This is a genomic window from Micromonospora sp. NBC_01405 (genome assembly GCF_045040155.1).
Classification (GTDB): Bacteria; Actinomycetota; Actinomycetes; order Mycobacteriales; family Micromonosporaceae; genus Micromonospora.
On record NZ_CP109532.1, the window covers coordinates 1,697,095 to 1,718,139 of the forward strand.

A 21,045-nucleotide genomic window follows, 5' to 3' on the forward strand; every position below is an offset into this window, starting at 1 on the left:
CCGGAGGAGACATCGTGCGAGAAGAGCCAGCTGCCGTCTCCGCCGGTGAGTGGACCGGTGGCATACCCGCACGGATCAAGGCGTTCGCGACGCGTACGCCCGCCGCACCCGCCGTCCGGTACGACGGCGGTTCGTGGACGTACCAACGGCTTGGTGAGACCGCTGACCGCATCGCGCGCCAACTCCAACGGCACGGTGCCGGACCTGGCACGTTCGTTGCCGTACGTCTGGATCGTTCGCCCTGGCTCGTCGCGACGATATTGGCGGTGTGGCAGTCGGGAGCGGCCGTCGTGCCACTCGACTCCGATCAGCCACTCGATCGGTTGCGGCGCATGTTGTCGATCGTTTCGCCGAGTCTGGGAGTGACCGATAGTTGGCCAACGGAGCTTCCCGGGGCCACGACCTGGCTCGACCTCGCTGCCATCTTGTCCGCAGCGGACGACGCCGCCGTCGGTAACACCCCGTCCATTCAGCCGGACGACATCGCCTACGTCTACTTCACCTCGGGTTCCAGCGGAACACCCAAGGGAATCGCAGGCTCGCACGGCGGCGTGCTGAACTACTTCGACAATCTGTGCCATGAGCGGTACATCGACGCTGACGACCTGGTGGTCCAACTCGCTGCGGTCTCGTTCGACGCGTCGCTGCGCGACATGTTCTTCCCGCTCACGGTGGGTGCCCGCACCGTGATCACGCCGAAAGGCGGCCGAGACGCCGCTGCGGCATTGCGGGTGATCGTGGACGCCGGTGTGACCGCCGTCCTCGCAGTCGTGCCCTCGCTGGTGCGTGAACTCGTCCGGGAAGCGGACCGGCTGGACACCAGCGTTCCAGAGGTTCGGGTGATCCTGGTCAGCGGGGAGAAGCTGCACCACGCGGATGTCGCCGCGGTGCGGCGCGTCTTCGTGACCGCGAAGATCGTCAACATGTACGGGCCAAGCGAATGCACGATGACGGCCACCGCGTACGAGATACCCGGGGAGACGATCGGCACAGACGTGCCGATCGGGCAGCCGATCCCCGGTGTGTCCGTTCAGCTACTCGACCGGATGCTGAATCTGGTCCCGGACGGCCAGTCCGGAGAGGTGTACATCGGCGGAGCGGGGCTGACGCATGGGTACTGGCGTCGCCCTGGCATCACTGCGGAGAGCTTCGTGCCGCATCCCTACGGCCGCCCCGGCGAGCGCTTGTACCGCACGGGCGACACGGCGAGGGTGGGTGCGGACGGGTCCCTGGAGTTCCTTGGCAGGACGGACAACCAAGTCAAAATTCGCGGTCAGCGCGTGGAGCTCGGCGAGGTCGAGGCCGCACTGTCCGCCCTGCCCGGGGTCAGGGAAGCGGCGTGCCGGGTGTGGGACGCCACGCTTGTGGCCTACGTGGCATGGTCGGACACCTTCCCGCAGCCGACCATCGGCGATCTGCGGGCGAGCTTGGCCAGCACACTGCCGGACCACTCGATACCCACGACGTTCGTGCCGATGGACACCCTGCCTCACAACCGGACCGGTAAAATCGATCGTCAGGCACTGCCCGAGCCTCCGGCGGACCGGTCCACGCTGCTCGATGCGCCCACCGCCGCGAGCGGTCCGCTTGAGGCTGCCCTGATCGCGGTCTGGGCCGAGGTGCTGGACGCGACCGTGGTGGGCATCCACGACAGCTTCTTCGACCTGGGCGGGCATTCCCTGCTCGCCATGCGCTTGGCCGCCCGGATCTCCGACGTGCTGGGCACCGAGATACCCCTGCGAACGGTATTCGAGGCGCCGACCGTGGCGGCCATGGCCGAGTTCGTCGGGCCGACGACCAACGACCGCACCGGTGAGCCGGTGTCTGGTCCGTCGCCGGACGGCCCTCCACGGCTTTCGCCGTCTCAGTCCCACATCTGGCGCGTCGACCGCCACCTCGCCCCCGGCAACGCCTGCTACAACGTGGCGGGCATCTTCCGCATCCAGGGTGCCCTGGACATCGGCGCACTCACCGAAGCCACCACGGAGATCGTCCGCCGCCACGAATCGCTCCGCACGGTTTTCCCCGACCTGGACGGCGAACCGGCGGTCCGCTCGCACCCACCCGCACCGGTCGCCCTGTCCGTTGACGGTCTCGGTACCGCGCCGCAGAGCGCGTTGACCGAGCGCCTCCGCGCCGTGGTGCAACGCGGCTTCGACCTGGCGAACGGACCTCTGTGGCGGGTAGGGCTGATCCGTGTATCCCATCAGGAGCACTTCTTCTTCCTGGTGGCGCACCACATCGTGTTCGACGGTCACTCGATGGGAAACTACTACCGAGAGCTGACCGAGTTGTATCGGGCATTTTCTTCCGGGCTGCCGTCGCCGCTGACGCCCGTGCCACTTCAGTACCCGGACTTCGCCAACTGGCAGCGCGCGCAACTCGAAGCGGGGACTTGGGACTCCGACATCGCCTACTGGCGCAGCCAGTTGGCCGAAGCGGTTCCGCTGATCAAGCTGCCGGACGGGTACCCCTTCACCGAGGACCGGTATCAGCGTCGACGGCACCACGCGAAACCGCTGGGTGAGCAACGAACCCGGAGCTTGCTGCGGCTGGCTGCCCGCACCCAGGCAACGCCGTCCATGCTGCTGATGGCCGTGTTCCAGGCCGCGCTGTTCCTTTCGTTCGGTCAGGAAGCCTTCCATGTCGCGACACCCATCGCGAACCGTGCACGTCCCGAGCGCAATGACATGATCGGCTTCGTGGCGAACACGCTGCTGCTACGCGCTGACGTCACGGCGGACCTGACGATGTCCGAACTGCTGACGCGGGTCCGGGCCAGTCTGCTCGACGGCTTCGCGCACGCCGAGCCGCCGTTGGAAAGCGTGTGCGACAGCCTGGCCGAGTACACGTCGGACGTTCAGCTCGCACAGGCGATGTTCAACATGCAGGAGGCACCCGAGGACGGCGGCGGCATCCCGGGGCTTACGATCACCCCGGTCGATCCGCCCGACGCCTGGTCGCGATATCCGATCGCACTGTTCGTCACCCAGCGGTCCTCGGACATCGATCTGCACCTCGTGTACGACAGCGTGCTGCTCGACACGGAGTGGGCGGAGAGGACCGTACGGACTGTCGACCGTCTGATCGATTCCGTGCTCGACGGCGACAGCGGCGCTGACGTGCCGATTTCCCTGTTCTCGAAGGAGTCCTGATGGACGCGGCCCCCAGCGCACCCGGCGTGCGTGCGGCAGGACGAGGCCGGTACCCGCTGTACGCGGTACTGACCGCACACGGCATCTCACTCGCCGGCAACTCGATGACCTATCTCGCGGTGCCGTGGTTCGTGCTCGAAACGACGGGAAGTGCCACGCAGACGGGCTTTGCGGCGGCGGCGTCGTTCCTGCCGATCCTGCTGTCCATGACGTTCGGCGGCGTCCTGGTCGATCGAATCGGCTACCGCCGGGCGAGCGTCATCGCCGACCTATTCGGCGCGGCGATGGTGGCTCTGATCCCGCTCCTACACATCGTGGGTATGCTGACGTTTCCGGTGCTGCTCGCCCTCGTCTTCCTCGGGGCCGCTTTCGACGTACCGGGCAACGCCGCGCGCGAGGCGTTGTTGCCCGCTCTGGCTCAACGCTCCGGAATGAGCATCGAACGGGCGTCGAGCACGCTGGAAGTGGTCGAACGCGGGGCGCGAATGGCCGGTGTTCCGCTTGCCGGTGCCCTGATAGCGCTGATCGGTCCGGTCAACGTGTTGTTGGTGGACGCGGGGACATTCGTGCTGGCGGCGTTGATCGTCGCCGTCTCCCGAGCGCCGGGTTCCAAACCAGCCGCCACTAAGGAGTCCTACCTCGCGGGCCTGCTGCAGGGGTTGACCTTCCTGTGGCAGGATCGGTTGCTGCGCTCGATCGCGTTACTCCTGGCCGTGACGAACATGCTCGATGTGGCCTACGTCAGCGTGGTGCTACCGGTGTACGGCGATCAGGTGCTGTCGGGTGCGGCAGCGGTCGGCCTGCTCATCGGCACCTCGGCGGTCGCCGGAGTTGCCGGTGGCATCGCCTTCGGCGCGGCGGCCCATCGGCTGCCCCGCAGGCTGCTTTTCACCGTGGCCTTCATGCTGGTCGGGCTGCCCCGCTGTCTCGTGCTTGCCGCGGAACCCGGCCTGCCGTTGATCTTCACGGTGGTCGCGGCGACCGGATTCTGTTCCGGGATGATCAATCCGATCCTGCGCACGGCGCAGTACCACCGGGTTCCGGAGAACATGCGTGCCCGGGGTCTGGGCGCGATATCCGCCATAGCCTTCGCGATGGTTCCACTCGGTCCGATCGTCGGAGGCGGTCTCATCTCCTACGCCGGTCTGACCGCGACCCTCCTCATCTTCGCCTGCGTATACGCGGTGGCGACGTTCAGCCTCGTGCCCTTCAAAGTGTGGCGGGAACTCGATGCGCCACCGAGCGGCTCACGAACGGATCTACAGGAGAATCGGTGAAGCGATGCCGGGTCTGAACATCGGCACCGGCATCCGCACCGCCCCGGTCGCCGGGATCGTCGGCGGCCTCGGCCCGCTGGCCGGAGCTTATCTGTACGAGCGGTTTGTTCGGTTGACCTCAGCCGAAACGGACCAGGACCATTTTTCCGCAGTCCTGCTAAGTTGGCCGTTTCCCAGCCGGATCGGGCACTTCAGTGGGATGCCCGGTGTCGAATCGCCTCTCCCACACCTGGTCGAGGCAACCAGGTGCCTGCAGTCCCTTGGATGCACAGTGGTGGCACTCGCTTCGGCGACCACACACGCCTACCGGGTGGACATCCAGGAGCGGACCGGCGTCACCATCGTCGATGGGCTGCGGGCGACCACGCGGGAACTGTCCGCCCGAGGGGCCACCCGGTGCGTCGTGTTCTGCACGTCACCGACTCGGCGGCAGGGCCTGTACGAACCTTCGTGGCCGGACAGTGTCGAGCTGCACTATCCGACGAGCGCGGAGCAGGAGACCCTGGACCAGCTCATCATCGCGGTGAAGAGCGGCAGGACCGGTCCGGCCGAAGTGAAGGTTCTCGACGAGCTCGTTCGCCGCTACTGCGGACGTGGTTTCACCGCCCTGCTCGGGTGCACCGAGCTACCGCTGCTGTGGACGCCGGACGAGCCAGACGCCACAGTCGTGTCGGTCACCGACGCGATCGCAGCGGCGGCGATCGCAGCGATCAGTGAGGCGGTTTCCTCTGATGGGCCTGGTCGCCGTGGGTACCGAGCCCCTGATCCAGCTACGCGTAGAGGGTGAACCTGATGCTCATGTCCAGCAGTGATCTTGAGAACGAGCTGCCTGACCTGTCGGATCCCGAGCTCTACCGGGCCGATCCGGTACCCCTGTGGGCGTTGCTCCGAGCGAGAACGCCCGTGTTCTACACGCCGGTCAGTGATCGGGGTGCGTTCTGGTCCGTCCTGGGGCATGAGCCCGCCACCCGGGTCCTGACCGACCCGTCGACGTTCGTCTCCGGCAAGGGAATGCGTCTCGGCAATGAGCAGCCCGCTACGGAGGCCGCGGCCGGCAAGATGCTCATCATCACCGACCCGCCCCGACACGGCATGATCAAGCGGATCATCAGCTCGACGTACACGCCCCGGACGGTGGCACGGCTCCGGGACACGATGCGAGAGGTGGTGACGGAGGCCCTGGACGTCGCCTACGAGCAGGACGTGTGCGACTTCACCGACGTGGCGGCACGATTGCCGGTGGCGGTCATCTGCGACATGCTCGGCGTACCGAAAAGTGACTGGGACCTGATGCTGCGGCTGACCGCGACCGCGCTCGGAAACGATCCGCACACCAGCGTCGAGCAAATGAGAGAGGCGTACACCGACCTTTTTCTCTACTACGACGACCTGGCCAAACACCGCCGGCGAAACCCGGGCAGCGACGTGACCAGCGCGCTGGTCAACGGGCAAATCGACGGAGAGCCGCTGACCGACGAAGAGGTGTTCCTCAACTGCACCGGCCTCCTCTCGGGTGGCAATGAGACGACGCGGTACGGCACCGTTGGTGGACTCCTGGCGCTGATCGACAATCCAGACTCGTGGCGAACACTGCAGGCCGACAGGAGCCACGTGCCGTCCGCGGTCCAGGAGATCCTCAGGTACGCCAGCCCGCTGCTGCACGTACGCCGGACCGCGGTGCGGGACGCCGAGATCGGCGGCCACGCCATCAGCAGCGGTGACCAGTTGGCCGTGTGGCTGCCGGCGGTGAACCGCGACCCCAAGGCCTTTGTCGATCCGGAGACGTTCGACATCACACGCTCACCGAACCGTCACTTCGCCTTCGGCCACGGCCCCCATTTCTGCATCGGGGCTCCACTGGCGGCCACCGAGATGGAGGTCTTCTTCGAGGAACTGGTCCGTCGCACGGACCATGCCGAACTGGCCGGCCAACCGCAGCGCCTCATCTCCGATCTGGTCTGGGGATTCGAGACGATGCCGGTCCGACTCGTGCCACGATGAAGAGCACCCAGCGGTTGGGAGTTGCCCCCTGGTCCTGTGCACTTGAACCTTGGATCGTGATGGTCCGGGGAGATCAGGAGTCCCTGACAGATGGTGATGAAGCACTACCCCGCGGAGTTCAAGGCCGACGCGGTGGCGTTGTACCGGTCTCGGCCGGGGGCGACGATCGCGCAGATCGCTGACGCTGATCCAGCCACACGTAGGAGTTGAATCGCTCATGCCCAGCAGTGATCTTGCAAGCAAGCTGCCTGACCTGTCGGATCCCGAACTCTACCGAACCGTCGACCCTTTTCCCTTGTGGACGTTACTCCGGGCGGAAACCCCCGTGTTCTACACGCCGGTCAGCGATCGGGGCGCGTTCTGGTCCGTCCTGGAGCATGAGCCCGCCACCCGGGTCCTGACCGATCCGTCGACGTTCGTCTCCGGCAAGGGGATGCGTCTCGGCAGTGAACAGCCCGCCGCGGAGGCCGCGGCCGGCAAGATGCTCATCGTCACCGACCCGCCCCGACACGGCGCGATCAAGCGGATCATCAACTCGGCGTACACACCCCGGATGGTGGCACGGCTGCGGGACACGATGCGAGAGGTGGTGACGGAGGCCCTGGACGTGGCCTTCGACCAGGACGTCTGCGACTTCACCGACGTGGCAGCACGATTGCCGGTGGCGGTCATCTGCGACATGCTCGGCGTACCGAAAAATGACTGGGACCTGATGCTGCGGCTGACCGCGACCGCTTTCGGGAACGATCCGCACACCAGCGTCGAGCAGATGAGGGAGGCGTACACCGACATTTTCCTCTACTACGACGACCTGACCAGACAACGCCGGCAGAACCCGGGCAGCGACGTGATCAGCGCGCTGGTCAACGGGCAGATCGACGGAGAGCCGCTGACCGACGAAGAGGTGTTCCTCAACTGCACCGGCCTCCTCTCGGGAGGCAATGAGACGACCCGGCACGGCACCGTTGGTGGACTCCTGGCGCTGATCGACAATCCAGACTCGTGGCGAACACTGCAGGCCGACAGGGGCCACGTGCCGTCCGCGGTCCAGGAGATCCTCAGGTACGCCAGCCCGGTGCTGCACGTACGCCGGACCGCGGTGCGGGACGCCGAGATCGGCGGCCACGCCATCAGCAGCGGCGACCAGGTGGCCGTGTGGCTGCCGGCGGTCAACCGCGACCCGAAGGTCTTCGTCGATCCGGAGACGTTCGACATCACGCGCTCACCGAACCGTCACTTCTCCTTCAGCCACGGCCCCCACTTCTGCATCGGTGGTCCACTGGCGGTCACCGAGATGGAGGTGTTCTTCGAGGAACTGGTCCGTCGCACGGGCCATGCCGAACGGGCCGGCCAACCCCAGCGCCTCGCCTCCAATCTGGTCTGGGGATTCGAATCGTCGCCGGTCCGTCTCGTGCCACGATGAAGAAGGCTCAGTAAATTGGCGGCGGGCGGTAACCGACTGCGGTGATCAGTTCAGCGATCGTCGCGTCGGTGTCGGTGACGATCGTTTGCAGAACCGCGGTGACACACCTATCGATGTCCTCGATCATGGCCGGGCTGTATCTGCTGCGGTCGTACTGCATCTCAAACTCGTACGGTTCCCCACCGTTCACGATCAGGCTGAGCGGGTAGTTGTTCATCTCGCGAACCCGCAGAGTTCGCGCGGACATGCCACCCAGCGCGGTCCGGACCGGATCGTCCACGGGGTAGTTTCCGACCACCACGATGCTGTCGAACAGTGATTGCCGCGGCGGAATCTCGCTCCATGCGGTGATGTCCGCCAGTGAGGTCTGTTCGGACGGCATCCGGGTCCAGTCCGTCTGCATCTCCCGCAGCCAGTCTTCGAGCCGTTGATCACCACGTCCCAGCCGGACGCGGACAGGAAGCGTGTTGATGAACAGGCCGATCATCCGCTCCATCCCCGGCACGTCGGCGCGGCCGGACACAGTCGCCCCGAAGACCACGTCGGTGGCGTTCGTGTACCGCCTGAGCATCAGCGACCAGCTGGCTTGGAAGAGCGTGCTGTGGGTGATGCGCAGGCGTCGTGTGCAGTCCTGCACCGCGTGGGACAACTCCGCCGGAAGCTCCCGGTGGTGCACGCCGTACCCGGTGGCGTCGGACGGCTCAACGGGCAGCCTCGTCGGTTCAGTGAACCCCGCGAGGTAGCTCCGCCAGTACCTCTCGTCCGCGCCTGCCTGTCGATCCCCCTGCCACTCAATGAAATCCCGGAACGGACGGCGGGCAGGCAGCCGCAACTCCGCGCCGGCGACCAAAGCCTGATACACAGCCAGCGCGTCGCCGATGAGCATGGTGATGCTCCAGCCGTCGAACAGGATGTGTTGTGTTTCCAGCAGAATGCGCCAGTTCGCGGGACCACTTTTGATCAGTGTGACACGGGCGATCGGGGCTCGTCCGAGATCGAACGTGTTCCGCCTGCCGTCGTCGAGCAGGTCTTCCAGTGCCGTCCGCTGTTGCGCGTGATCGCGGTCCGACCAGTCCAGACGCGTGATCGGGAGGTGCACATCGCGCTCGACAACCTGAAGCGCCGGATACACGGCTTTCCACGTGAATCGGGTACGCAGCATGGCGGTCCTGCGGGTTACCTCCTGCCAGGCCTGGGCCATCGCGTCCGCGTCGATGTCACCGAGATCCCAGCTCGCCTGCGTCAGGTAGACGTCGGCGTTGGCCGCGGTGAGCGTGTGGAACAAGATTCCGGTCTGCAACGTGGACAACGGATAGATGTCCTCGATGCCACGGCAGGAACCAAAAAGCCGCTTCAGGTCCGCTGTCGACAGGCCGGTGAGCGGGTAGTCCGACGCCGAGCGCCCTCCGCTGTCCGGCAGGCGGCAAAACTCGACGATCCGTTCCAACGCCCTGGTGAAGTCGCCGGCGACGCCTTCGACGCGGCTCCGGTCGTAGAGGGTGCGATCGTACGACCAGTGCACCACGAGGCGCCCGTCCTGGATCCGGGCATACGCTTCGACCGGGTAGGTACGAGGCCGGCCCGGTGCGTTTCCAGCCCGCAGCGGATCCGGTACCTGGCGGACCAGGGCGTCCCCGCCAGAGGGGGTGTCGATCCGGCCGAGGTAGTTGAACAGGACTTCGGCCTGCGGCAGATCGTCGATGCGGTGTTCGTCCGCGCGGACGTGCCGTAGCAGGCCGAAGCCGATGCCGCGGCGGGGAACCGCGCGCAACGTTTCCTTCACCGCGATCAGGCAACCGCCGACGTCGGCGGAGTCGGGGAGGTCCAGGTACACCGGAAAGACCGAGGTGAACCAGCCGACGGTCCTGGTGAGGTCGACGTCGTCGAAGAGCGGTTCTCTGCCGTGACCCTCCAGATCCACCAACAGCCGTGGCGAACCGGTCCATGTGCCGAACGCCAGCGTCAGTGCGGTCATCAGCACGTCGTTGACCTGGGTCCGGTAGACATCGGGCACCTCCTCGATCAAGGCACGAGTGGTGTCATGGGAGATCATGGATTCGAACTGCTCCGTGTCGCCGTAGGTGCGTCGATCGGACGTCACCACACCGTCGCGAGGCAGGGACGGCAGCTCGCGGGGAAGCATTGAGCGCCACTGGCGTGCTTCGTCGGCCAGTTCGGGAGATCCGGCCAGGTCGTGCAGGCGTCCAGCCCACGCCTGGAAGGAGGTGGTCTTGGCGGGCAGCACGGGGTCGGTCCGACCGTCCAGGAGCTGACGGCACACCGAATCGAGATCCTCGGTCAGGATGCGCCACGAGACGGCGTCCACGCAGAGGTGGTGGATGATCACCAGCAGCACGGGCCTGGCGCCGTGACGCTCCAGGTACACCGCTCGCACCATCCGGCCCGCCACCGGGTCGAGGGATTCGGCCGCCCTTGTCGCGTAGTCGTCCAGCAGGGCGCCGACGTCCAGATCGTCCACAGCGGCACGTACCAGCCGGTCCTCCGGCCGGTATGTCTCCACAGTCTGGGTCCAGGCCTCGCCGTCGAAGGCCAATCTCGTCCTGAGCACGTCATGGTGCCGGACCAAATGGTCGATGGCGGTGCCGATGATCTCGGCGGGTAGGTCCGCCGTGATCTCCAACGCAAGGTACTGCGTTTGGTAGTCCCGGCGGGGGTCGCCAACCGACACGAAGGAACGCTGGATCGGGGTGAGGTGTACCGGCCCGGTAACCTCGCCCTGCTCGGGCAGGCACACGGCCACGTCTTCGTCGTCCGCCTCGGTTGCGACCGCGGCCAGTTCGGCGAGGCTCTGGTGCTGGAAGAGCTGGTTGGGTTGCAGCCGCAGCCCGGAAGCCGCAGCCAGCGACATCACCTCGATCGCGCGGATCGAGTCACCGCCGAGCGCGAAGAAGTTGTCGTGCACGCCCACTTCGTCCACGCGCAACACCGTCTGCCACACCTCGCCCAGCATCCGCTCCGCCTCCGTGCGCGGTGCGACCATCGTCGGACGGTCGGCCGGATCGGTGGACAGCGGAAGTGCGCCCACGTCGACCTTGCCGTTGCGGTTGAGGGGCAGGGAGTCGAGGACGACGAACGCCGAAGGCACCAGATAACTGGGCAGGCGACCCGACAGGTCGGCACGCAGTGCCGCGGACAACAGGCCGGGGTCCGTGGCGTCGTGCGGGACCACATAGGCCACCAGGCGCTTGTCGCCAGAGGAGTCCTGCCTCGCTACCACGATCGCCTGGCGAACGGCGGGATCAGCCGTCAGGTGGCTCTCGATCTCGCCAGGTTCGATCCGGACGCCACGGATTTTCACCTGGTGGTCGGCGCGGCCGAGGAACTCCAGCGTCCCGTCAGGGAGCCACCGGACGAGGTCGCCCGTGCGGTACATCCGGCTCCCGGCTGCGCCGAAGGGATTGGGCAGGAAGCGTTCGGCGGTCATGCCCGGCTGGTGGAGGTAGCCACGGGCGAGTTGGACACCCGCGAGGTACAGCTCACCGGCCGCACCTTGCGGGACGGGGCTCCCGGCGGCGTCGAGGACGTACAACCGGGTGTTCCACACGGCGCGACCGAGCGAGGCCTTCTCGTCTCCTGGCCGCAGGTTGCACCCGGTTACCTGGATGGAGGCTTCGGCGGGCCCGTACTGGTTGTGCAGCACGGCATCGAAGGTTCGGTGGAAGCGGTTCACCAGGTCCGTGGTGATGGCCTCGCCACCGCAGATCACCAGACGCAGTCTCGCGCATTCCGCGGCTGCGGGTTCGGCGACGAAGAACCGCAGCATGGACGGCACGAAATGTGCGACCGTGATCTGCGCGTCCCTGATCAGGTCGGCGAGGTACTTCGGATTTCCCTGTTCTCCGGGCCGTGCCAGCACCACTGCGGCTCCGGTGCTGAGCGGCCAGAAGATCTCCCACACGGATACGTCGAAGCCGAACGGGGCCTTCTGCAGCACACGGTCCTGCGCGGACAGCTTGTGCTCGGCCTGCAACCAGGTGAGGTAGTTGACGATGCCGACGTGTGGCGTGACGACACACTTGGGACGGCCGGTGGAGCCCGACGTGTGGATGGCGTATGCGAGGTTTTCCGGCACGGTGGTGTCGGCTGGCGGCGTCGTGGGGTATTTCTCGGTAATGGCCCAGTCGCGATCGAAGACGTAGGTTCCGATGCCGTCCACCGCGGCAATGGCGGTCGGCTGGGACCGGGTGATCAGCATCGACGCACCGGCGTCGGTGAGCAGCGAAGCCATCCTGTCCGCGGGCTGGTCCGGGTCGAGCGCCAGGTAGAGGCCGCCAGCCTTGAGGATGGCGAGAACGGCGATGACGACCTCGGCGGACCGCTCGATACAGACACCGACCGTCGACTCGGTCCCTGCACCGAGCGCACGCAGGTGATGGGCCAGCGCGTTGGCGCGGTTGTCGAGCTCTCGATAGGTCAGCCGGACGTCGTCGGCGATCACCGCGACCGCCTCCGGAGTACGTTCTGCCTGCGCCTGCACGAGTTCGTGCAGGCAGCGTCCACCCGCGCCGGGCCGGTCGGTGTCGTTCCACTCGTCCAGGACACGGACGCGCTCGCGCTCGGCGATCACCGGCAGTTCGGACAGCCTGCTGTCCGGGCGGGCCACGATTCCGTCGAGCAGGGCGATGAGATTGTTGGCGAACCGTTCGATGGTGGACTCGTCATACAGATCGGTGGAGTACTCGATCTGTCCGACGAAATCCTGACCGATTTCGCGGAATATGATGGAAAGATCGAACTTGCTCGTGTGCGTCGCGACGGGCATGGACTCGACGTGCAGGCCAGGCAAGGTCAGATCGTCGCCGTGTTCGGAGGTTTGCCCCGCCGAGGAAAGCCGGGCCGAAACGAGGTTCTGCGGTTCGTAGACCTGGAAGTTCACCTGGGCCAACGGATGCACATTCAGATTGCGCGTCGGCTGCAGTTCGTTCACCAGCTTCTCGAACGGCAGTTCCTGGTGCTCGTAGGCGTCGAGCGCGGTGTGACGGACCCGCCTGACGAGTTCGGTGAACGGTGGATCACCGGCAAGATCGGTTCTGAGCACCACGTTGTTGACGAAGAAGCCGATCAGCGGCTCCAGCTCGACGTGGCCACGGCCGACGACCGGAGAGCCGACGACGATGTCGGTTTCGCCAGAGTACCGGGAAAGCTGCAGCTTGAACGCGGCCAGCAGCACCATGAACAACGTCGCGTCCTGTGCCGCAGCGACTGACCGCAACCGCGCCAGGTTCCGCACGGGCACGGTGAGAACGTGCTCCGCGCCGCCGAAGGACGGCACGGCGCGGCGTTGCCGATCCGCGGGCAGGGTGAGCATCTGGGGTGCTCCGCTCAGGCGGTCGCTCCAGTGGTCGAGATCCCGCCGCATGCGATCACCGGACATCGTCCGGCGCTGCCAGACGGCGAAATCCGCGTACTGCACGGCGACTTTCGGCAAGGCCGGCGAGGCCCCGTCGCATGCTGCGGCGTACAACGTGGTGATCTCCCGGAACATCACACCAAGCGACCACCTGTCGGTCGCGATGTGGTGCACCGTGATCAGCAGGACGTGGTCGTCGGCGGCCAGTTCGATCAGTTTGAGCCGGATCACCGGGCCAGTTTCCAGGTCGAAAGGAACCCTGGCCTCGGCCATGGCCAGGCGGACGGCTTCGGTTTCCCTGTCCGGCATCCCGGCCAGACTCACCACCGGGATATCGACGGGACGGGAGGTGCCGATCACCTGAACGGGGGTTCCCGCACGCACGGCGAAGGTGGTCCGCAACGCCTCATGGCGGGCGCACACGCCCGTGAACGCATTCCGCAATGCGGAGCGGTCCAGTGGGCCGCGCAGCCGGTAGGCAAATGGCACGTTGTACAGAGAGCGGTCAGGCAGCAGGCGATCGAGGGTCCACAGCCGTTGCTGGGCGAATGAGAGCGGCAGGTTCTCAGTCCGGTCGGCCGGAGTGATCCGATTCGAGTGGCCTTCTCCGGCGAGCAAGAGGTCCAGCAACCGTTGTCTCTTTGCGACCGATTGAGCTTGTGGGACTGCACTCATCCTGCGATGCCCTCGCTTCCGACGCCGCGTGAGGCGGATTCACCAGGTTCGGTGCCCACTATGGCTCTGCGTGCTGGTACGACATCGACACGTTCGTGGTCAGCCGACTGCGACGACACCGCTGGTCGGGCACGTTGCAATCTGGTGCGCATGGGACCGCTACGGGTCGAGTACGGGGATAGCGGCGACGGTCCGGGCGGCAGCCCGCCGGTTGTCCGGCACCCGAGCACCCCGCCACGCCGCTCTCCCCCGCCGCCCGGACAGGCATTCCGTAGGTTACCCGTACCCCATCCGGCACGGGTCGCGATCACCAGCAGATACCGACGCCTGCGCCGTTGATCGCGGCGACCTCCGATCGTCCGTGCCACATCAGGCGCGCGATCCACCATGAGCGAGCAGCGACGCCACGCGAAAGAAGCCGTGATGCCTAAGCCCGTCGATGAAGCAGTCGGTCCGTTGAGGATGCTCAGCGGGCACGCGAAGAACGCCGAGCCCAGGTCTACAGCGGGCACCGACGTCTCCTCCGTGCTGCGGACCACCGCCGCCGAAGATCCCGGCCTACCCGTACCGGACCCCGAGGTGTACCACCGGCAGGTCGTCGAGTGGAACGCGACCGAGGTGCCACGGCCCGTCATTCCGGTCCATGTACGGGTCGCGGCACAAGCCGCAGCGCACCCGGACGCGGTCGCCGTGACGAACGGAACACGGTCGCTGACCTACGCGGATCTCGACGCCAACGCCGGCCGGCTGGCTCGTCGTATGCGTGAGGCAGGCGTGGCCCCGGAGGTCACTGTGTCGATCTGCCTGCCGCGCTCGATCGAACTGGTCATCGCCATGCTGGCCGTACTCAAGGCGGGCGGCGCCTACGTACCGCTGGATCCGGAGCACCCCGACGCACGCCTCGAATACATGCTGGCGGACTGTGGCGCTCCCATCCTGATCACCACGAACGACGTCCGTGCACGGCTCTCCGTCCCCGAGGGCGTACGAGTCCTCCACCCGGACAGCCGAGGCCCTGGTCTGGTCGATGTTCCGACGGATCCCGGCAATCTCGCGTACGTCATCTACACGTCCGGATCGACGGGTCGGCCGAAGGGTGTCGCGGTCGCGCACGCGGGCCTCGCCAACCTGGTGTCGTGGCACCTGGGTTCCTACCGGATCGACGCAACCGACCACATCGGACAGTGTGCCGCCGTCGGGTTCGACGCGTCGGTGTGGGAGATCTGGCCCGCGCTGGCCGCCGGAGCAACCCTGCACATCGCCGGGGACGACGAGCGGTTACGGCCCGACCTGCTGCTGAACTGGTTGGCGGACAATCGAATCACGGTCACGTTCCTGCCGACTCCGCTCGCCGCGGAGGTCCTGAAGCTGCCGTCCCCGCCAGGCTTGGTGCTGCGGGCCCTGCTCACCGGCGGCGACAAGCTCGGCGAGCGACCCCGATCCGACGCCGGATATGAGCTCATCAACCACTACGGACCGACAGAGGCCAGCGTCGTCACCACGGCCGGTGTCGTCCCGCCGCGCACCGGTTCGTGGCGGGCACCCTCGATCGGGCGGCCGATCGACAACGTGCGCACCTACATCCTGGACCACGCCCTGCGGCCGCTCCCCACAGGGGCTTCCGGTGAACTGCATATCGCCGGAACGAGCCTTGCCCGTGGGTATCTCGGCAGCCCGGGCCTGACCGCCGAGCGATTCGTTCCCGATCCGTTCGCCACCCGGCCGGGTGAGCGGATGTACCGCACGGGTGATCTCGCCCGCTATCGCCCCGACGGGGCGATCGAGTTCGTCGGGCGAATCGACAGTCAGGTCAGCATTCGCGGTGTCCGCATCGAGACCGGCGAGATCGAAGCCAGGCTCAGGGAACACCCGGCGGTGGCCGACGCCATGGTCACCACGCACGTCGACGAGCGTGAGAACACCTACCTCGTCGGCTATGTCACTCCTGCGACGGACGGCGTGATCGACGTCGCCGCCGTACGCGAACATCTGGTGAATCACCTGCCGAGCCAGATGGTTCCGGCAAGCCTCGTGCCGCTTCGACGGTTTCCGGTCACGTCCAACGGCAAGATAGACGTCGGCAGTCTTCCGGTGCCCGAGCCATCCGGTGTCGACACGCCACAAGATCCGCTTGAGGCTGTGATCGCCACGATCTGGGCGCTGGTGCTGGACTTGCCGGAGCCTGGTCAGATCGACATCCATGCGAACTTCCTGATGTTGGGCGGGCATTCTCTGCGCGCGCATCAGGTGATCACTCGCGTCAACGCGACCTTCGACGTCGCCCTGTCCGCCCGTTCCCTGTTCGGCGCTCCCACGATCGCGTCGTTCACCGACGTGGTGCGGCACGCCGGTACGCCAGAGCGGATCGAGACCGTCACCCGGCTGGCCCGTCAGGTCGACGAGATGTCCGACGACGAGATGGAACGGCGGCTCGCCGAGCATTAGGCCGTGGACCACCCCTGCCGAAGGATGGAAAGGAAAGCAGGCAGATGAACTCAACCGAGGATACCGACCAGTCCTATCTCGTCGTCGTGAACGACGAGGAGCAGTACTCGATCTGGCCGGAGGGCCGCGAAGTTCCGGCTGGTTGGAAGGCGGTGGGAGCGGCCCGTTCGAAGCAGGACTGTCTCGACCACATCGAAACGGTGTGGACCGACATGCGGCCGCGCAGTCTGCGTGAGCGAATGGCGAACCCCTGAGCAGGCTGGACATTCAATGGCACGTGGGTTGTGAGGCGTGAAATGACCGGACTTCCATCGAAGGCGTCCGTCGTGATCATCGGCGGCGGAGTAATCGGAGTCAGCGCCGCGTACCATCTGGCCGCCGCCGGAGTGCGCGACGTCGTGCTGATCGAGCGCGGTGCTCTCGGGTCCGGATCCACCTGCCGTGCGGCGGGCGGAGTCCGCGCCCAGTTCTCCGACCGCGTCAACATCGAGCTCGCGACGCGCAGTCTCGAGACGTACGAACGCTTCGGCGAACGCTTCGGCCAGGACATCGACCTACGTCAGGTGGGTTACCTGTTCCTGTTGGACCAGCCGGAGACCGTGGCCGAGTTCGAGGCAGCCGTCGCCGTGCAGAACGACCTCGGCGTGCCCAGCCGGATGATCTCGGTCGCCGAGGCGCAGCGCCTGTCGCCGTTGATCGGCACCGACGGGCTCCTGGCGGCGGTGTACTCGCCGACGGACGGACACTGCACCCCCGAATCGGTGGTGCTCGGATTCGCCACCACAGCCCGCAGGCTCGGTGCGCGGCTGGTCACCAACTGTGCCGCGACCGGTATCGAGCGCGACGGGGATCGGATCATCGCGGTCAGCACGGAGGCCGGCCGGATCGAAACCGACACGGTCATCTGCGCGGCTGGTGCCTGGTCTCGCGAAGTGGGCGCATGGGCCGGTGTCGACCTGCCTGTCGTCCCGTTGCGGCGGCAGCTCGTGCTCACCGAACCCGTGAACGGCCTCGATCCGGCGACACCCTTCACCATCGACTTCGGCACCGCATTCTACTTCCGCGCCGAGGGCGCCGGGCTGCTGCTGGGAATGTCCGATCCGGATGAACAGCCCGGGTTCAACCTGAACCGGTCGGAGGGCTGGCTGGCGGGTGTCGCCGCGGCCGTGCAGCGCAGGGCACCCGCGCTCGCGGATGTGGGTCTCACCACGGGCTGGGCCGGCCTCTACGAGATGACCCCGGATCACAACGCACTGATCGGAACCGGCGGTGACGGCAGATTCCTCTACGCCGCCGGGTTTTCCGGGCACGGCTTCATGATGGGCCCCGCCGCCGGCGAGGTCCTGCGTGACCTCTACCTGCAGCGACCGACCTTCACCGACATCAGCGGCTTCCACGCGGGCCGGTTCGCCGGCGCCGCAAGCCGTCGCGAAATGAACGTCGTGTGACCACCAACGAGGAGCTTGGGATGACTGACAACACCGGCCGCACACCGCGGCGCATCTCGATTTTCGACACCACCCTGCGTGACGGTGAGCAGGCCCCGCGCAACGCGATGAGTCCGCAGACGAAGCTCGACCTCGCCCTGCGGATCGAGGCACTCGGCGTCGACGCCGTCGAAGCCGGATTCCCTGCCTCGTCGGCGAAGGACGTCGAGGCCACCCGCCTCATCTCCGAGGCACTCACCACCGCGCGGGTGGCGACCTTGTGCCGGGCGGCCCGCAGTGACGTCGAAACCGCGGTCGAGGCGGCGGGCACGAAGAACCACCAGTTGCAGGTCATCGCCACCGCCAGCGAGATCCACCTCGAGCACAAGCGCGGCATCACCCGTAACGTCGCGTTGCGTGAGCTGCACGACGCCATCTCGCTGGCCTCGTCACTCGGCGTCCCGTTCATCACCCTGGCGATGGAGGACTCCAGCCGCGGTTCGCTCGACCTCCTGCGCGCCACCGTCGAGACCGCGCTGGAAGCCGGTGCGACCCAGGTCGGCGTCGGGGACACGATGGGGTGTTCGACACCGGGCGAATTCGGCGAGCTGGTCGCGACAGTCCGGGAGTGGGCACCGGCATCGGCGAGCCTCACCGTGCACTGCCACAACGACTTCGGACTCGCACTGGCCAACACCATGGCGGCTGTCGAGGCCGGCGCGGACGAGGTCCAGGTGACGCTGGGCGGCATCGGCGAACGTGCGGGCAACACGGCACTCGAGGAGGTCGTCGGCCTGCTGGCGTACAGGAGTGAGGTCTACGGGGCCACGACCGACGTCAAGACCGAGGGAATGTACGACGTCTACTCAGCGATCCGTGCGGCGATCGGACTCGAAGAGCCACGCAACAAGGCGCTGTTCGGCACGTACGCCTTCGCCACCGTGGCGGGCATGCACCAGCAGGGGATGCTGCAGAACCCGCTGACCTACGAGTACGTCGAGCCGGGCCGGTTCGGTCGTGAGTCGCAGCTGCTGGTGGCCCGCCACTCCGGCCGCGCGGTGCTGCGACACGTCGCCGCACAGGCCAAGCTCGACCTTTCCCACGACACGGTGGACCTGCTGTACGAGAAGTACGTCAACGGTCGTGCCGACGGTGACTGCGTCGAGCTGAGTGTCCTGCGTGCGGAGATCCTCGCCGAGATGGCGAACGTTGCGGAGTCGGCCCGATGACCGGTAGGACTCTGGCCGAGAAGCTGTGGCAGCGCCACGTCGTCCGAGAACTGGACGAACGGACTGACCTGCTTTACATCGACCTGCATCTGATCCACGAAGTGTCGTCGCCCCAGGCATTCGAGGGTCTGCGGCTTTCCGGCCGCAGAGTCCGTCGCCCGGAACTCACGCTCGCGGTCGAGGATCACAACGTGCCGACCCACTCGCTGACCATCGCGGACGACGCGAGCAGGGCGCAGATCGACGCGTTGCGCGACAGCTGCGCCGAGAACGACATCGAGTTGTACTCCATGGGTGACGCCCGCCAGGGCATCGTGCACGTCGTCGGTCCCGAACTTGGCCTGGTGCAGCCCGGCATGCTGGTGGTGTGCGGCGACAGCCACACGTCGACCCACGGCGCCCTTGGCGCACTCGCCTTCGGCGTGGGAACCAGCGACGTCGAGCACGTGCTCGCCACGCAGACGCTCGCGGTCGCCCGCCCCCAGACCATGGCGGTCGAGTTCACCGGGCTGCCCCCGGCGGGAACCGAGGCGAAGGACATCATCCTCGCGGTCATCGGCACCATCGGTACCAACGGTGCCCAGGGCTTCCTCATCGAGTACCGCGGTGAGGCGGTGCGCTCGTTGTCCATGGAGGGCCGGATGACCATGTGCAACATGAGCATCGAGGCTGGCGCGCGTGCCGGGATGATCGCCCCGGACGACAAGACGCTTGCCTATCTGCGGGACCGGCCCTACGCGCCGTCCGGTGCGGCCTGGCAGAACGCGGTGTCGGACTGGAAGACGCTGGTGACGGACGACCCGGACGCCTTCGACCGTGTGGTCCGTATCGACCTCGCCGGGCTCAGCCCGCACGTCACGTGGGGAACCAATCCCGGGCATGCCCTTCCGCTCGACGCGGCGGTGCCCTCGCCCGAGTCGTTCACCGACCCGGTCGAGCGGGCGAGCGCCGAGCGCGCGCTCGAGTACATGGACCTCCGGCCGGGCACGCGGATGCGTGACATCCCGATCGACACGGTGTTCATCGGTTCGTGCACGAACGGGCGGATCGAGGATCTACGGGCGGCGGGCGAGATCCTGCGTGGCCGCCGGGTCAAACCCGGTGTCCGGATGCTCGTGGTCCCTGGCTCCGGCCGGGTGCGCGTCCAGGCCGAGCAGGAGGGCCTGCACGAGGTCTTCAAGGCGGCGGGTGCCGAGTGGCGCCTGCCCGGCTGCTCGATGTGCCTGGGCATGAACTCGGACCGGATCTCCGGCAGTGAACGGGTGGCGTCCACGTCAAATCGGAACTTCGAGGGGCGCCAGGGTGGCAGGGCCCGTACCCATCTGGTCTCACCCGCCGTCGCGGCGGCAACGGCGGTGACCGGCAGGCTCGCCGCCCCACACGATCTGGTCTGAGAGTAGGCATGGAACCGTTCTCCACACACACGGGCCGGGCAATGGTGCTCCGGCGCAGCAACGTCGACACCGATCAGATCATCCCGGCCGAGTTCGGCAAGCGAATCTCGCGGCACGGCCTCTCGGACGCCCTGTTCGCGCGGTGGCGAAAGGATCCCGCCTTCATCCTGAACTCCAGGGAACACGAAGGCGCGACGGTGCTGATCGCGGACACGAACTTCGGCACAGGAAGCTCGCGTGAGCAAGCGGTCTGGGCGCTGCGCGAGTGGGGATTCGTGGTGGTCGTCTCGACCCGGTTCGGCGACATCTTCCACCGCAACGCACTGCGCAACGGCCTGCTGGCGGTCGTCCTGCCGGAAGAAGCCGTCGCGTCGCTGATGGACCGTGCCGAAGCCGATCCAGCCTTCGAGATCGGTGTCGACCTGACGAAGTGCGAAGTGGCGGCCGGCCAGGACCGTTGGTCGTTCAGCATCGACGACCGGGCACGCTGGCTGCTGCTCAACGGACTCGACACCATCGAAGTGACGCTGCAGAACGCGCCGGACATCGCGGACTACGAGCGGGGTCGGCCATCGTGGCTTCCTGAGATCCCACGAGGCAGTGGATCAAGGCAAGCCAAGGCGGACACACGGTGACAAGCGGAGCGCC

12 protein-coding genes are annotated in these 21,045 nt (G+C 66.8%); 11 read left to right on the forward strand and 1 reads right to left on the reverse strand.

Annotated elements, in window-relative coordinates:
* Window positions 1–14: 14 nt before the first annotated feature.
* The 5 genes from OG559_RS06525 to OG559_RS06545 all read left to right on the forward strand — a co-directional run bounded on the left by OG559_RS06525 (window position 15) and on the right by OG559_RS06545 (window position 7,856).
* Entirely contained in the window at window positions 15–3,155 is a 3,141-nt protein-coding gene (locus OG559_RS06525; protein WP_405113437.1) for an amino acid adenylation domain-containing protein, read from the forward strand.
* Entirely contained in the window at window positions 3,155–4,432 is a 1,278-nt protein-coding gene (locus tag OG559_RS06530; RefSeq protein WP_405113439.1) for an MFS transporter, read from the forward strand. Before OG559_RS06525 ends, OG559_RS06530 begins: the two co-directional genes overlap by 1 nt.
* A 4-nt stretch (window positions 4,433–4,436) precedes the next feature.
* Window positions 4,437–5,219, forward strand: a complete 783-nt coding sequence (locus OG559_RS06535; RefSeq protein WP_405113441.1) for an aspartate/glutamate racemase family protein — start codon at window positions 4,437–4,439, stop codon at window positions 5,217–5,219.
* A 5-nt stretch (window positions 5,220–5,224) separates the two neighbouring features.
* Complete coding sequence (locus tag OG559_RS06540) at window positions 5,225–6,433, forward strand: cytochrome P450 (RefSeq protein ID WP_405113443.1); 1,209 nt, start codon at window positions 5,225–5,227, stop codon at window positions 6,431–6,433.
* A 325-nt stretch (window positions 6,434–6,758) separates the two neighbouring features.
* Window positions 6,759–7,856 carry a cytochrome P450 gene (locus tag OG559_RS06545; protein ID WP_405113445.1) on the forward strand — a complete coding sequence of 366 codons (1,098 nt, stop codon included), beginning with the start codon at window positions 6,759–6,761 and terminating at the stop codon, window positions 7,854–7,856.
* 7 nt (window positions 7,857–7,863) lie between these two features.
* Here the strand turns inward: OG559_RS06545 and OG559_RS06550 are convergent, their stop codons facing one another.
* A complete protein-coding gene (locus OG559_RS06550; RefSeq protein ID WP_405113447.1) occupies window positions 7,864–13,857 on the reverse strand; it encodes an amino acid adenylation domain-containing protein in 5,994 nt (1,997 codons plus the stop codon).
* A 432-nt stretch (window positions 13,858–14,289) separates the two neighbouring features.
* Here OG559_RS06550 and OG559_RS06555 point away from each other — a divergent pair, with 432 nt between their 5' ends.
* From OG559_RS06555 to leuD, 6 genes are all read left to right on the forward strand, one after another.
* Window positions 14,290–16,347, forward strand: a complete 2,058-nt coding sequence (locus OG559_RS06555; protein WP_405113449.1) for a non-ribosomal peptide synthetase — start codon at window positions 14,290–14,292, stop codon at window positions 16,345–16,347.
* Between the two features lie 44 nt (window positions 16,348–16,391).
* Complete coding sequence (locus OG559_RS06560; RefSeq protein WP_405113451.1) at window positions 16,392–16,601, forward strand: MbtH family protein; 210 nt, start codon at window positions 16,392–16,394, stop codon at window positions 16,599–16,601.
* Between the two features lie 72 nt (window positions 16,602–16,673).
* A complete protein-coding gene (locus tag OG559_RS06565; RefSeq protein ID WP_405113453.1) occupies window positions 16,674–17,795 on the forward strand; it encodes an NAD(P)/FAD-dependent oxidoreductase in 1,122 nt (373 codons plus the stop codon).
* Between the two features lie 20 nt (window positions 17,796–17,815).
* Entirely contained in the window at window positions 17,816–19,003 is a 1,188-nt protein-coding gene (locus OG559_RS06570; protein ID WP_405113455.1) for a LeuA family protein, read from the forward strand.
* Complete coding sequence (gene leuC / locus OG559_RS06575) at window positions 19,000–20,397, forward strand: 3-isopropylmalate dehydratase large subunit (RefSeq protein WP_405113457.1); 1,398 nt, start codon at window positions 19,000–19,002, stop codon at window positions 20,395–20,397. Before OG559_RS06570 ends, leuC begins: the two co-directional genes overlap by 4 nt.
* A gap of 8 nt (window positions 20,398–20,405) precedes the next feature.
* Window positions 20,406–21,032: a 3-isopropylmalate dehydratase small subunit gene (gene leuD / locus OG559_RS06580; protein ID WP_405113459.1), complete on the forward strand. Its 627-nt coding sequence runs from the start codon at window positions 20,406–20,408 to the stop codon at window positions 21,030–21,032.
* The last annotated feature ends 13 nt before the right edge of the window (window positions 21,033–21,045 follow it).